At 66.2% G+C, this 13,563-nt stretch carries 10 protein-coding genes; 3 read left to right on the top strand and 7 right to left on the bottom strand.

The window, feature by feature from the left end; all coding sequences use genetic code 11:
- Nucleotides 1–20 precede the first annotated feature (20 nt).
- The 4 genes from KTR40_RS01010 to KTR40_RS00995 form a co-directional block, all read right to left on the bottom strand.
- Nucleotides 21–1,262 carry an acyl-CoA dehydrogenase family protein gene (locus KTR40_RS01010; protein ID WP_228405005.1) on the bottom strand — a complete coding sequence of 414 codons (1,242 nt, stop codon included), beginning with the start codon at nucleotides 1,260–1,262 and terminating at the stop codon, nucleotides 21–23.
- 16 nt (nucleotides 1,263–1,278) lie between these two features.
- Nucleotides 1,279–1,950: a GTP cyclohydrolase II gene (gene ribA / locus KTR40_RS01005; RefSeq protein ID WP_228405004.1), complete on the bottom strand. Its 672-nt coding sequence runs from the start codon at nucleotides 1,948–1,950 to the stop codon at nucleotides 1,279–1,281.
- A gap of 59 nt (nucleotides 1,951–2,009) precedes the next feature.
- A complete protein-coding gene (locus KTR40_RS01000; protein WP_228405003.1) occupies nucleotides 2,010–2,855 on the bottom strand; it encodes an IclR family transcriptional regulator in 846 nt (281 codons plus the stop codon).
- 83 nt (nucleotides 2,856–2,938) lie between these two features.
- Complete coding sequence (locus KTR40_RS00995; protein WP_228405002.1) at nucleotides 2,939–4,192, bottom strand: aminopeptidase P family protein; 1,254 nt, start codon at nucleotides 4,190–4,192, stop codon at nucleotides 2,939–2,941.
- Nucleotides 4,193–4,642: 450 nt separating this feature from the next.
- Between KTR40_RS00995 and KTR40_RS00990 the strand changes: the two genes are divergently transcribed.
- From KTR40_RS00990 to KTR40_RS00980, 3 genes are all read left to right on the top strand, one after another.
- Nucleotides 4,643–5,743: an S-(hydroxymethyl)mycothiol dehydrogenase gene (locus KTR40_RS00990; protein ID WP_139027426.1), complete on the top strand. Its 1,101-nt coding sequence runs from the start codon at nucleotides 4,643–4,645 to the stop codon at nucleotides 5,741–5,743.
- Nucleotides 5,743–6,363, top strand: a complete 621-nt coding sequence (locus KTR40_RS00985) for an MBL fold metallo-hydrolase (RefSeq protein WP_139027425.1) — start codon at nucleotides 5,743–5,745, stop codon at nucleotides 6,361–6,363. The genes KTR40_RS00990 and KTR40_RS00985 overlap by 1 nt, the downstream gene beginning before the upstream one ends.
- Nucleotides 6,364–6,508: 145 nt before the next feature.
- Nucleotides 6,509–8,863, top strand: coding sequence for an FdhF/YdeP family oxidoreductase (locus KTR40_RS00980; protein ID WP_228405001.1), 2,355 nt, complete (start codon nucleotides 6,509–6,511; stop codon nucleotides 8,861–8,863).
- Nucleotides 8,864–8,964: 101 nt separating this feature from the next.
- On the opposite strand, the gene KTR40_RS00975 is transcribed toward KTR40_RS00980, so the two are convergent.
- From KTR40_RS00975 to KTR40_RS00965, 3 genes are all read right to left on the bottom strand, one after another.
- The gene (locus tag KTR40_RS00975) at nucleotides 8,965–9,198 is read right to left on the bottom strand and encodes a hypothetical protein (RefSeq protein WP_228405000.1); all 234 of its coding nucleotides are present in this window, start codon (nucleotides 9,196–9,198) and stop codon (nucleotides 8,965–8,967) included.
- Between the two features lie 143 nt (nucleotides 9,199–9,341).
- A complete protein-coding gene (locus KTR40_RS00970) occupies nucleotides 9,342–10,913 on the bottom strand; it encodes an HNH endonuclease signature motif containing protein (protein ID WP_228404999.1) in 1,572 nt (523 codons plus the stop codon).
- Between the two features lie 120 nt (nucleotides 10,914–11,033).
- The gene (locus KTR40_RS00965) at nucleotides 11,034–13,541 is read right to left on the bottom strand and encodes an FAD-dependent oxidoreductase (RefSeq protein WP_228404998.1); all 2,508 of its coding nucleotides are present in this window, start codon (nucleotides 13,539–13,541) and stop codon (nucleotides 11,034–11,036) included.
- Nucleotides 13,542–13,563 lie beyond the last annotated feature (22 nt).

Raw genomic sequence — 13,563 nt, 5'->3', positions numbered from 1 at the left:
TGGCGTGGCTCCCGGCGCCGCTAGAAACTGGAGACGGTCAGGCCCAGGCCAAGGAGCCCCCGGCCCGCCTGTTCCAGGATGGGATCGGTGGCCAGCGTCGGATGGTTGAGCAGGACGCCCACATCGCGCTGGATCCGCTGCAGCGGATGCGAAAGCCGGTGGGCGCCCCCGCCGGAGCCGGCCATGGCCAGATTGACAGCCTGGGCGGCAGCCTGGCCGCTGAGGGCAAAGGACAGCCGGTGCTGCGCCCTTTCGTCCTCCGTCATGGTCCTGGGCTGCCGCCGGTGGGAAGCGGCCACCAGCCGCAGCGCCTCCATCCAGTGCAGCCGCGCTGTGGCCACCAGCCCGTAGGCCTGGGCAAAGCGCGCCTGTGCGAGGGGCGAGTCCGCCTGGCGGTTCTCCGCGGTGTTCTTGACCTTGCGCCGGAGCATCTGTTCCCGGAACAGCTCGACGGCGTGTTCTGCGGCTCCCAGGGCGGCCGAGGGCGCAACGATGTTCAGCAGCGTGCCCATGGGCGTATTGATGATGGGGTCAGGATGAATGCGGCTGCCGGGGTTGTCCTCGCCCGTCAGCAGGGTCCAGGCCGCCGCCCGGTGGGCAGGCACAAACAGTTGCCCTGCATGGATGTCATTGCTTCCGGTGCCCCTCAGGCCTGCGGTGTGCCAGGTGTCCACTACCTCCACATCACCGATGGGGACCAGGCACTGCAGGCGCACCCCGTTGTGTTCTACGGCCAGGAGCGCCCACTGGGAGTGCAGCACACCGGAAGCGAAGCTCCAGCGGCCGGTGATGAGGTAACCGCCCGGCACCTCCTCGGCAAGCCCGGCAGGCGCGCCGGTGGCGGCGGCCAGGGGCGCCGGGCCGTCCGCGAACACCTCATCCTGTGCCGCTTGCGGCCAGCGCGCGAGCATCCAGACATGCTCGGCCAGGTGCCCGGCGTTCCACGCCGTCGAGGGGCAGCCCCGGGCTAGCCGCCGCAAAACTTCACCGTAGGTTTCCACGCCCATGCCATAACCGCCGACGCCGGTGGGCGCGAGGATCTTGAAGACGCCGGCCTCCTGCAGCTCCAGCAGCGTATTGTCCGGGAGGCGCCGCTGGTTCTCGGTTTCCTCCGCCCGCTCCCTCAGCCCCGGAACCAGCACATCAACCCTGGCGAGCAGTTCCTCATGCGTGGGGATCCGCGCGGGGACCATGGCTGGCTTCGGCGCGGCGGATTGAGGGAGGGTGGACACGGCGTAAACGTCGTCGATATGGATTGTCATGGCTGTCCCGCCCGCCTCAGGCCGCAAAGTCCAGGGTATGGGCGGTGTGGTCCCGCTTGGCGGCCAGGTAGGCACGGTTCGCCGGAGACAGGTGGACTCCGGTGGGAACCTGTTCGGTGACCTCGATGCCCAGGGCCGTCAGCTGTGCCGTTTTGTCAGGATTGTTGCTGAGGAGGCGGACTGACGTGGCACCCAGCGCAGCGAGCATCTGGGCAGCGGCCGTGTAGTCCCGTTCGTCCTCGCCGTGGCCCAGGGCCACGTTTGCTTCGTAAGTATCCAGGCCTGCGTCCTGCAGCGCATAGGCATCGAGCTTTGCGTACAGACCGATGCCCCTGCCTTCCTGGCGCAGGTACAGCAGGAACCCGCCGGTTGCCGCGATCTCCTCCACCCCTTCGCGCAGCTGCGGGCCGCAGTCGCAACGCTCGCTGCCGAACACATCACCCGTGAGACATTCGCTGTGAAGCCGGACAATCGGCGCGGACTGCGCCGACTCCCGGTGGAGCAGGGCCTGTTCCCAGCCGCCGAGTCCAAGCAGGAGGTGCTCCTTGCCGTCGGCGAGCCCATGGAAGGTGAGAACGTCGGCGGTTGCGGTGTAGCCGTCCGGAAAGCGCAGGGGAACGCTGACCCGGCTGCGCACGGTGGCATTACCGAGCCGGTGGCTGACGTGCTGTTCGCTGGTTACGGTCATGTCGGGTCCTCAGGCGTTAGTTGAAGTTTCAACCTAACGATACCCGAGGTTACTTGAAGCTACAAGCTTTTGTTTCGGCCCTGCCGCTGGCCCGGGGTTTCCCTGTCTTCGCGTGGCCTCCCGCCGAGGCGGGCAGTGACTTTGGCAGCTGCGGCAGCACATGACTCCCCCAGCGCCTGCAGCCGCTCCGTGGACACCCGGAACCGGGGCGCCGGGATGAGGACGGCAGCCACCACCTCGCCGCGGTGGTCGTAGACGGGGGCCGCGAGTCCCACCTCATCGATGGAGGTTTCCCCGTAGTTGACGGCCCAGCCGCGCCGAAGGTCATCCTTCAACCGGACCAGATAGGCGTCCAGGCTGGATGCGTCCATGCCCGGGTAGGTGACAGCACCGCTGCTGAGCAGGGAACGGACCCTTTCCTCCGGGAGCTGCGCAAGGAAAACCTGCACCGAGGCGCTGAGGGCATCGTTGTACCGGGCGCCCAGTGGAGTTGTGTGCTTGATCTGGTGATGGCTGGCGATCTGCTCCACGCAGATGGATTCATCCCCGCTCCACACCATGAGTGCGCTGGTTTCGCCAGTCTGCTCGGACAGCTCCCGCAGCACCGGGTAGGCCACGCGGCGCTCCTCAAGTTCGGCGAGGAGCGGCCCGGCGACGGCGATCAGGCCCAGTCCCAGCCGGAAGCGCCGCGTCTCGGCGTCCCGCTCCACCAGGTGCTCCTGTTCAAACGTGGCCAGGATCCTGGAGACGGTGCTTTTGTGCAGCCCCACGCGGTTGGCAATCTCAGTGACGCCCAGGAGGGGCTCGTCCGCCGTGAAGGTCCGGAGGACGGCGACGGCGTTCACGATCACGGACGCGCCCTTGCTGTCGCCGCTGCCTGGCGTCTCGGATTCTGTTGCGCTCATGGTCCTACCCATCATTCCCTAATGGAGGCCGAAAAGCGGCGCCACCGTGCGGTGGCGCCGCTTCCCGTGCCTGAGGCTGGGGATCAGGCTCCGATGATGTTGTATTCGGGACCGAACGGGAACTTGGTGATGTTCTCCGCGCCGTCCTCGCCCACCACCAGGATGTCGTGTTCGCGGTAGCCGCCTGCGCCGGGCTGGCCGTCGAGGACCGTGATCATGGGTTCCATGGAGACCACCATGCCCGGCTCCAGGACCGTGTCTATGTCCTCGCGGAGTTCCAGCCCGGCTTCGCGGCCGTAGTAGTGGCTGAGGACGCCGAAGGAGTGGCCGTACCCGAAGGTGCGGTTGGCCAGCAGGCCGTAGCCCACGTAGATCTCGTTCAGCTCCGCGACGATGTCCTTGCAGACGGCGCCGGGCTTGATGAGTTCCAGGCCGCGCTTGTGGACCTCGACGTTGATGTTCCACAGTTCCAGCGACCGGGCGTCCGGCTCGCCGTAGAACAGGGTGCGCTCCAGGGCGGTGTAGTAGCCGGAGGTCATGGGGAAGCAGTTCAGGGACAGGATGTCGTGTTCCTGGATCTTGCGGGTGGTGGCCCAGTTGTGGGCGCCGTCGGTGTTGATGCCGGACTGGAACCACACCCAGGTGTCGCGGATCTCGGAATTGGGGAAGGTCCGGGCGATTTCGTGGACCATGGCCTCGGTGCCGATCAGCGCCACCTCGTATTCGGTGATGCCGGCTGTGATGGCGTTCCGGATGGCCTCTCCGCCGAGGTCTCCGATGCGGGCGCCGTGCTTGATGACCTCGATTTCCTCGGCGGACTTGATCATGCGCTGGCGCATGGCGGCCTGGGCCACGTCCACCAGGGTTGCGGACGGGAAGGCTGCCTGGATCTTGTTGCGGTTGTCCAGCGGGAGTGAATCGTCCTCGACACCGAGCCGGCGCGGGTTGATGCCGCGGGTCCGCAGGACTTCCTGGATGGCGAAGATGTAGTTGTCCCGGCGCCAGTCCGTGTAGACGATGTTGTCGCCGTAGCTGCGGCGCCAAGGCATGCCGGCGTCGATATTGGCGGTGACGGTGACGGTGTCATCCTTGGTGACCACCATGCCGTAGGAGCGGCCGAAGGTGGTGAACAGGAAGTCGGAGTAGTACTTGATGGAGTGGTAGCTCGTGAGGACGACGGCGTCCAGTTCCTTCTCCGCCATGATGCGGCGGAGCCCGGCAATCCGGCGCTCGAACTCGGCATCGGAGAAGGTGAGGCTGACTTTTTCGCCGTTCTTGAGGATCTTGGTGCGCTCGAGTTCGGCGACGGAGGTGGCGTTCTCGGTTGTGATGGTCATCGCGGGTGATGCCTTTCTGTGGTGCTTCTCGAAGCGAAATCGAAAGAGTTGCGTGAGGCGCAACGCTGTTGCACTAGAGTAAGCGTGAGCGACACCACAGTCAATGGGTCCTTGCCCTGTTGGTGGCGTAATCCGTTGCGCTCCCAGAAGTTGCGTTGCACGGGACGAAGATTCCATCTTCAGAAAGGGGCAGCAATCCCGGCACCGCGGCTGGCAGTTTCCGTTGACACGCCCCACGGCGACTGGCATATTTCGACTAAGCGCTATGCGAATCCTGTTGTGCATTACGCAATTGACGCGGATGCGGCAGGGGGTTCAATGCGGCCCACGCACCGTCCCTTTGGTGCGGGGACCCACCCCTTTGGGTAGCCGTCCGGAGGAGCCGTAGCTCCTAGACTTGATAGTCGCGTCGGGGATTTTCGTCTGGCCAAGGAAAGGAACACAGGAAACATGGTTCATAGAGTCAAGGCAGTGATTGCCAAGGAAAAGAACGCCCCGGTGTCGGTGGAGACCATCCTGGTGCCGGATCCGGGCCCGGGCGAGGCGCTGGTGGACATCCTCACCTGCGGCGTCTGCCACACGGACCTTCACTACAAGCAGGGCGGCATCAACGATGACTTCCCCTTCCTTCTCGGCCATGAAGCAACAGGTGTTGTGTCCGCCGTGGGCGACGGTGTTACGTCGATCGCTCCCGGCGACCGGGTGATCCTGAACTGGCGCGCCGTGTGCGGCGAGTGCCGGGCCTGTGCCAAGGGCCAGCCGCAGTACTGCTTTAACACGCACAACGCCACCCAGAAGATGACCCTTGAAGACGGTACGGTCCTCTCCCCCGCGCTGGGCATCGGCGCGTTCGCGGAAAAGACGCTGGTTGCCGCCGGGCAATGCACAAAGGTGGACCCCGAAGCCGATGCGGCCGCCGTCGGGCTGCTCGGCTGCGGCATCATGGCCGGCATCGGTGCCGCCATCAACACCGGTGAGGTCAAACGTGGCGAGTCCGTGGCAGTGATCGGCTGCGGCGGTGTTGGCATCGCCGCGATCGCCGGCGCCAAGCTTGCCGGGGCCACCACGATTATCGCGGTGGACATCGACGCCAACAAAGTGGAAATGGCAACGTCCCACGGCGCCACGCACGGCATCGACTCCAGCAAGGAAGACCCCATTGAGGCCATCCGCGCCCTCACGGGAGGCCACGGCGCAGACGTGGTGATTGACGCCGTCGGCCGCCCCGAAACCTACAAGCAGGCGTTCTACGCCCGCGACCTCGCCGGCCGTGTGGTCCTGGTGGGCGTCCCGACGCCGTCCATGAAGCTGGAACTGCCGCTGCTGGACGTGTTCGGCCGCGGCGGATCGCTGAAGTCCTCCTGGTACGGGGATTGCCTCCCCTCCCGCGACTTCCCGATGCTCGTCTCCCACTACAAGCAGGGCAACCTGGACCTGGACGCCTTCGTCTCCGAACGCATCACCATCGACCAGGTGGAGGAAGCGTTCGAGAGGATGCACGAGGGCAAAGTCCTCCGCTCTGTCGTCGAACTGCCGGTGGCGGGTTCCTGATGGGCGTCCGGATCGAAAACCTGGTCACCTCGGGAACGTTTTCGCTCGACGGCGGCACCTGGGACGTGGACAACAACGTCTGGATCGTGGGCAATGACGAAGAGTGCGTCATCATCGATTCCCCGCACGACGCCGCCGCGATCATCAGCCAGGTGAAGGGCCGGAAGGTCCTGGCCATCCTGCAGACCCACGCGCACAACGACCACATTGGCGCCGCGCGCGCGGTAGCTGACGCTGTGGGCGCACCGATCTACCTCAACCCCGAAGACCTGGTCCTCTGGGAACAGGTCTACCCGGACACCAGGCCGGACCGGGAACTGCACGACGGCGACCTCTTCGAGGTGGCGGGGGCAACCCTGCGGGCCATCCACACCCCCGGCCACTCCCCGGGATCCACGTGCTTCTACCTGGAGAGCGAAGGAACGGTCTTCACCGGGGACACGCTTTTCAACGGTGGCCCGGGCGCTACCGGGCGGTCCTACAGCGACTACCCCACCATCCTGGCCTCCATCCGCGAGCGGCTGCTCACCCTCCCGCCGGAAACGGTGGTCCGCACCGGCCACGGCGACAACACCACCATCGCCGCCGAGCAGGAAACCCTGGCGAAGGTGGCGCAGTAACCGCAGAAATCAACTAAGGTGCCAACAAGGCGCGCCAGGAAAAACCTGGCGCGCCTTCATGGCGCCACGAGCAGGGCCAGCAGTCAGCAGGAACGAGCAGGGCAACAAGACAAGCAGGACGTATGCCGGTTAGGAAGTTGGAACGATGAAGTTCGGTAAGCAGCCCGCCCCCGTCGCGGACATCAACGAGGACAACCTTGAGGTCCACAAGCCCAAGACCGAGGCAGCGGGCGTCAAGGCCGTGATGGTGGCGCTGGAGCGCGCGGTGGCGCAGGCCGGCGTGGCCCGGACGGCCCATTCATTGCTGCGGTTGAATCAGCGGGGCGGATTCGACTGCCCCGGCTGCGCCTGGCCAGAATCGGACAGGAAGCGCAAGGCGGCCGAGTTCTGCGAGAACGGGGCCAAGGCCGTGGCCGAAGAGAACACGCTCCGCACCGTGGGCGCCGAGTTCTGGGCCAAGCACTCCATCGCCGAGCTCGCCACGAAGACCGAGTACTGGCTGGGAAACCAGGGCCGGCTGAGTGAACCGATGGTGATCCGGGCCGGCGAGACCCACTACTCACCGATCTCGTGGGCCGATGCTTTCGAGCTGATCGGCGAGCACGTCCGGGCTTCAACTCCGGACCGCTGCGTCTTCTACACCTCCGGGCGGACCGCGAACGAGACCGCGTTCATGTACCAGCTCTACGCCCGGGCCATCGGCACCAACAACCTGCCGGACTGCTCCAACATGTGCCACGAGTCCTCGGGTTCGGCCTTGAACCCGACCATCGGCATCGGCAAGGGCACCGTTTCGCTCGACGACATCCACGACTCCGAGCTGATCTTCGTGGTGGGGCAGAACCCCGGCACCAACCACCCGCGCATGCTCTCCGCGCTGAAGGAATGCAAGGACAAGGGCGGCAAGGTGGTGGCGGTCAACCCGCTGCCCGAGGCCGGCCTGTTCAATTTCAAGGACCCGCAGACCGTCTCCGGCGTGGTGGGCGGCGGCACACCCCTCGCGGACGAGTACCTGCAGATCAAGGTGGGCGGGGACCTGGCGCTGTTCCAGGCGCTCGGCCACCTGCTGCTGGCTGAGGAAGAGCGCAACCCGGGGACCGTCGTCGACCATTCCTTCATCAACGCGCAGACGGACGGGTTCGACGCCTACCGCCAGGCCCGCGCCGAACTCGACTGGGCGGAGACGGAGAAGGCCACTGGCCTGACCCGGGCCCAGATCGAAACCGTGGCCGGGATGCTCATCAAGTCCAAGGCCACCATTTTCTGCTGGGCCCTCGGCGTAACGCAGCAGCCGCACTCGGTGGACACCATCAAGGAAATGGTCAACGTCCTGCTCCTGCAGGGCAACTTCGGCAAGCCCGGCGCCGGGGCCTGCCCCGTCCGCGGGCACTCCAACGTCCAGGGCGACAGGACCATGGGCATCTGGGAAAAACCCAAGGAATGGCTCCTCGCAGCGCTGGACACCGAGTTCGGGATTACTTCGCCACGGCACCACGGGTACGACGCCGTCGAAGCCATGGAAGCGTTCGAACGCGACGAGGTGGACGTGTTTGTGTCCATGGGCGGCAACTTCTCCCTGGCCTGCTCCGACACCGAGACCCTGGAAGCCGGGATGCAGCGAATCGGGCTGACCGTGCACATTTCCACCAAACCCAACCGCTCCCACATCGTCCACGGCCGCACCTCGCTGATCCTGCCCACGCTGGGCCGGACGGACAAGGACGACAAGCACCCCAACGGCGCCCAGTTCCTCTCCGTGGAAGACTCCATGTCCGTGGTCCACTCCACCCAGGGCCGCCTTGCCCCGGTTTCCGAGCACCTGCTCTCCGAGCCTGTGATCGTGGCCCGCATGGCCGAGGCCACGTTCGGTCCGGGCCATTCCGTTGACTGGAAAGCCATGGCCGAGGACTACGACGTGATCCGCGACCACATCTCCCGTGTCCTGCCCGGCTTCGAGGACTTCAACACCCGGGTGCGGACCAAGAACGGGTTCGTGCTGCCCAACCCGCCCCGCGACACCCGGTCCTTCAAAACGGACATCGGCCGCGGGCGCTTCACGGTCAGCCCGCTGGAATACCTCACCCCGCCGGACGGGCACCTGGTCCTGCAGACCATCCGAAGCCATGACCAGTACAACACCACCTACTACGGCCTGGACGACCGCTACCGCGGCATCTCCGGCGGCCGCCGCGTGATCCTGATCCACCCGGAGGACCTGGCAGAACTGGGCTTCAAGGACCGCGACCTGGTGGACGTGGTCAGCACCTTCCGTGGCCACGACCGGAAAGCCGACAAGTTCCGCCTGGTGGCCTACCCCACCGCCAAGGGCTGCGCTGCCGCGTACTTCCCCGAAGCCAACGCGCTGGTCCACAAGGAAAACGTGGCCCGGGAATCCAACACCCCCGGCTTCAAGGCCATGTTTGTCCGCTTTGTCCCGCACCTTGCTGAAGAGGCCGCGCAGGTTTCTTCAGAAGAGCTGGAACCGGCCGCAGCGGTGTAGTCTTCCACTCCCCTCGGGGGTCCCAGCCAGGCATTACGACGACGGCGACATCCGGCACGTGCCGGATGTCGCCGTCGCTGTTTTGGTCCCTGACCGGTTGCCTAGACCGGATTGTTGCCGTCGGGCTCGGCCTCGGGATCCAGGTCCTTGCCGTAGCCACTGGCCGAGGCGAGCCCGGCCACCTGTTGGCCGGCGTTGGTCTGCCCCGGCGTAAAAGCGCGGTCCGCTGCGCCCTGGGGTGCTGCGTCCTGGGGTTCTCCCCCGGCCTCCGGCGCGACATCCTGCCGCAGGTGCTCATCGGACGGAACGTTCTTGGAAACCTGGTCATCAGCCATCCCAACAGCCAAGCACTGGGCGAGGCCCAGGGCAAGGGGCAGTCGGGCACCGGAACGGCTGGCAGGTAAGCATCCAAGGCACAGGGGCGCAGCGGCGCGAGTGAGGCCGTCTTGGTCCGGGCATGAACATTGCAGGGTGTCGTTCAGGCGGGTGGCGCGTGCAGGAACCGTTCGAGTGCTTCTTCTCCGGGCGAGAGCTTGAAATACATGAAGTCAGGAGGGTCGCCCGGTGACGGTCGTGGATGGTTGCGGCCTTTCTGAGGTGGTGCCAACTGCTGGGGCCACTGTGGTGGTTCCCAGTCGTGGTGTTCGGCTTTGTAGTGCCGTCCGGTCGGTGAAGTCCAGCCCGGTGGTTCGGTTTTACTGGCCGGGGCGGGTTTCCAGCCGGTGGCGTGTTTGAGGCGGTGATGCTTTGGGCAAAGCTGGGCAAGATTGCTGATTCCGGTTGCGCCGCCGTGCTGCCAGGCCTGCAGATGGTCTGCCTCATTGTCCAGGGAGGGGTTGTTGCAGCCGGGGAACGTGCATTTGCCGTCCCGCAGCTGCAGCGTCTTCTTCATGGCTTTGGTGAGGCGGTAGCTGGTCCGGCCGATCTCCAACGGGGCCCCGTCGCGGGGATCCACCAGCACCCTGTAGAACGAAGCAGCCCCGCCTTCGACGAGTTGGCGGGCCATGGACGGCGGGATGGGGCCGTAGCCGTCCAGCATCGCGGGTTCGTCAGTCAGGCCCATCAGGGAGAACACCGGCACCGTGACCAGGACCTGCGCCCCGATCCCCGAGGAATTGCCTGCACCGGTTCCTGGACCCGTGGCGTCACCGTTTCGGGGACCGGCTGTCGGGGCATTGCCGTCATTGGCTCCTAAACCCGTGTACCCACTGGTCCCTGGGAGGGTGGCTGCTGGGCTGCTGGTGCCGCCGAGGAGCCATCCGGCATACAGGTCCGCCCGCAGTTGGGTGAGGGTCCGGTTCTCCTCCGGTCCCTGTGATTTCCGCACGGTGGCGGTGAGCCTGTTCCAAATCGCCATGGCCTGGTGGGCGGGCAGGTAGGCGGAGAGCCAGGCCATCCCGTCCTGGTCCGGCCGGTACTCGACCCGCCGGTCAGCCACACTCTTGGTATGGCGTTTCTCAATGCTTTCGGCGTGGTGGCGTTCGCGCCAGGTGCGGGCTTTGTGCCGGAACCGGTACGCTGGGATCTCCCCGATCACAGCGGCAGCAGGCGGCCTCGGCACAGCGGGGTCGAGGAACTGGGCCTCCAGTGCCGCCGTGCCGGCCCGGTCAAGGGTGGCCGTTTCGTCCACCATGACCACGGCGTGCTGCCAGCTGATCGTGCCGGACTGCAGTGCCGATAATGTCAGCGGCAGTTCCTTGACCAGGGAATGTGAGGCGGCCATGAACGCACCTGCCGCGCGGAGGCCAAGGGCCAGCAGGGCGCCGATTTCCGCGGCAATGGCCATTTCCTGCGCCTGCACCGGCATACCGGGAGCGGCGAGAGCGTGGGCGGTGTCCGCATACGTCACGGCAGCACGGGCCTTCAAACCCGCGAACCCGGCCTCCACTTCCCGCACCCCGGCAAGGATGTCCAGGCACCCATCCGCCAGCCCCGCCAAAGGGTCAGCAGCCGAAAAGGGCTCCGCACCGCACCCATCCACCTCGGCGTTGAGCACAGCAAGAGCGGCCTTGATGTCCGCATATGCCTTCGCCACCGCTGCCTGCCCCATATACCCATGATGACAAGGGGGTCTGACATTTTAGGACGGGACCGTTCCGCGCCGCGAATGGCACGGAAAAGCCGGGGGCCGCCTCTTCGGCGACCCCCGGCTAGTCCGGCTCAACCAGCGTTAGCCGCGGAGGCGCTCCATGCCCGGGTCAAAGAGCGGCTCAGGTGTGACGGTAGCGGCGATGCGCTTGCCGAAGTACTCAATCTCCACCGCGTCCCCTTCTGACACCGAAGCCGGCAGCCAGGCGTAGGCGATCGGCTTGCGGACGGTGTAGCCGTAGGCCGCGCTGGTGACGTAGCCAACGGCTTCTCCGGCCACGTACACCGGTTCCTTGCCCAGCACGATGGAGGTGCCGTCGTCGACCGTCAGGCAGCGCAGCGCGCGCGTTGCGGGCTGCTCCTTGCGCTCAGCCAGGGCCTCTGCACCCACGAAGCCGGTCTTGTCCTTGGCCACCGAGAAGCCCAGGCCGGACTCGTACGGGTGGTGCTCGGACGTCATGTCCGTGCCCCACAGCCGGTAGCCCTTCTCGAGCCGCATGCTGTTGAACGCGCCGCGGCCGGCCGCGATGATGCCGTGCTCCCGGCCCGCCTCGAACAGCAGGTCCCAGAGCTTCAGCCCGTACTCGGCGGTGGTGTAGAGCTCCCAGCCGAGTTCGCCCACGTAGGAGAGCCGCATGGCCGTCACCGGGATGCCGCCCACCGAGATTTCCTTGGTGCGGAAGTACTTCAGGCCGTCGTTGGTGAGGTCGTCGGAGCTGACCTTGCCGATCACTTCGCGCGCCAGCGGGCCCCACAGCCCGATGCAGCAGGTGCTGCCGGTGATGTCGGAGACATGCACCCACTGGCTTGGATCGGCAGCGGACTGCTTCCGGGCCTCCACCCGGAGGTAGTCGAAGTCCACGTTGCTGTTGACGCCCAGCTGGAAGTCTTCCTCCGCCAGCCGTGCGACGGTCACGTCACTGCGGATGCCGCCGTCGTGCTCCAGCAGCAGGCAGTACGTCACGGCACCCGGCTTCTTGGCAATGTTGCCCGTGCTGAGCCGGTGCAGCAGCGCCTGCGCGCCCGGACCCACCACGGACAGCCGCTTCAGCGGCGTCATGTCGAAAAGTCCGACGGCGGTGCGCGTCTTCCACGCCTCCGCTGCGGAGATGGGGGAAGAGAACATAGCGGACCAGGAGTCCCGCTCCGGCGTCTGCCACTCGGCAGGAAGCTCCTCGAGCAGCCCGCGGTTGGCCTCGAACCAGTGCGGCCGCTCCCAGCCGGCGGACTCCAGGAAGAACGCCCCCAGTTCCTTCTGCCGGACGTTGAACGGGCTTACGCGCAGGTCCCGCGGGGATTCCCTGGGCTGCAACGGGTGCATCACGTCGTAGATCTCCACGAAGTTCTGCTGCGACGTCTCACTGACGTAGGCGTCGGAGGTCTGCACCTTCTCGAAACGGGTGAGCTCACAGCCGTGCAGGTCCGTGCGGGACCGCCCTTCCACCAGCAGCTCCGCCATTGCCTTGGCCACGCCGGCCGAGTGCGTGACCCAGACGGCTTCGGCTACGAACAGGCCCTGGAGGTCGGGCGCCTCGCCCATGAGCGGGCCGCCGTCGGGGGTGAAGGAGAAGATGCCGTTGAAGCCGTCCTGGATCTCAGCGCCACGCAGTGCCGGCAGCAGGTCCTGGCTGTCCTCCCAGGCGGGCAGGAAGTCTTCCAGGGTGAAGTCAAGGCGGGAAGGCATGCGGTGGTCCGACATTTCCTCTGCGGGGACCTTCGGCAGGGCGGACATGTCCACCGGCATGGGGCGGTGGGCGTAGCTGCCGATGCCGATGCGGTCGCCCCATTCGCGGTAGTAAAGGTCCTTGTCCTGGTAGCGCAGGATGGGCTTGCTGGCGCCCTTGGGGAGCTCGTTGACGCCTTCGAGTTCGGGCAGCGGGGTGCTGATGGCGTACTGGTGTGCCAGCGGCAGCAGCGGGACTTCCAGCCCCACCATCTTGCCGAGTTCACGGCCCCAGAAACCTGCACAGGACACCACGATGTCCGCCGGGATCAGTCCGTTGTCGGTTTCGACGCCGGTCACCTTGCCGCCCTCCTGGGCGATGCCTGTCACCGTCGTGGAGCCGAGGAAGGTCACACCACGCCCGCTGGAGCGCTCAATCAGCAGCTGCACTGCCCGGGCGGCCAGGGCCACGCCGTCGGTGGGGATGAGCAGGCCGCCCAGCACTTCACGGCCGCCGGTCAGCTTGCCGGTGTTCAGGAGGGGGTAGATCTTTTCGCATTCATCGGCGTCGACGATCCGGCTTTCGACGCCCCAGGAGGTCATCACGCCCATCTTGCGCTTGAGGTCGGCGAGGCGCTCGGGGGTGGTTGCCAGCTCCAGGCCGCCCACCTGGTTGAAGCAGGACTCGCCGTCCTTGCTCAGGGCCAGCAGCTTGTTCACTGTGTAGGTGGCGAACTCAGTCATGGTGCGCGACGGGTTGTTCTGGAACACCAGGCCCGGCGCGTGCGAGGTGGAGCCGCCGGCAAGTTCCAGCGGGCCCTGTTCCACCACCGTGATGTTGGTCCAGCCCCGGGTAGTGAGTTCGTCGGCAAGGTTGGTTCCGACAATGCCGGCGCCGATGATGACAACGCGTGGTGATGCGCTCATGGGTTTTGTTTCTCCTGTTTGG

It is taken from the genome of Pseudarthrobacter sp. L1SW (genome assembly GCF_020809045.1).
Classification (GTDB): domain Bacteria; phylum Actinomycetota; class Actinomycetes; order Actinomycetales; family Micrococcaceae; genus Arthrobacter.
Note: the sequence above shows the minus strand (reverse complement) of the source record. Positions and strands in the feature narration are given on the sequence as shown.

Excerpts from the sequence above, each read along its gene's own strand:
- KTR40_RS00980 (WP_228405001.1), top strand. The coding sequence starts at position 6,509 with ATGAAGTTCGGTAAGCAGCCCGCCCCCGTCGCGGACATCAACGAGGAC.
- KTR40_RS00990 (WP_139027426.1), top strand. The coding sequence starts at position 4,643 with ATGGTTCATAGAGTCAAGGCAGTGATTGCCAAGGAAAAGAACGCCCCG.
- KTR40_RS01010 (WP_228405005.1), bottom strand. The coding sequence starts at position 1,262 with ATGACAATCCATATCGACGACGTTTACGCCGTGTCCACCCTCCCTCAA.
- KTR40_RS00985 (WP_139027425.1), top strand. The coding sequence starts at position 5,743 with ATGGGCGTCCGGATCGAAAACCTGGTCACCTCGGGAACGTTTTCGCTC.
- KTR40_RS00965 (WP_228404998.1), bottom strand. The coding sequence starts at position 13,541 with ATGAGCGCATCACCACGCGTTGTCATCATCGGCGCCGGCATTGTCGGA.
- KTR40_RS00970 (WP_228404999.1), bottom strand. The coding sequence starts at position 10,913 with ATGGGGCAGGCAGCGGTGGCGAAGGCATATGCGGACATCAAGGCCGCT.
- KTR40_RS00995 (WP_228405002.1), bottom strand. The coding sequence starts at position 4,192 with ATGACCATCACAACCGAGAACGCCACCTCCGTCGCCGAACTCGAGCGC.
- KTR40_RS01000 (WP_228405003.1), bottom strand. The coding sequence starts at position 2,855 with ATGAGCGCAACAGAATCCGAGACGCCAGGCAGCGGCGACAGCAAGGGC.
- KTR40_RS00975 (WP_228405000.1), bottom strand. The coding sequence starts at position 9,198 with ATGGCTGATGACCAGGTTTCCAAGAACGTTCCGTCCGATGAGCACCTG.
- ribA (WP_228405004.1), bottom strand. The coding sequence starts at position 1,950 with ATGACCGTAACCAGCGAACAGCACGTCAGCCACCGGCTCGGTAATGCC.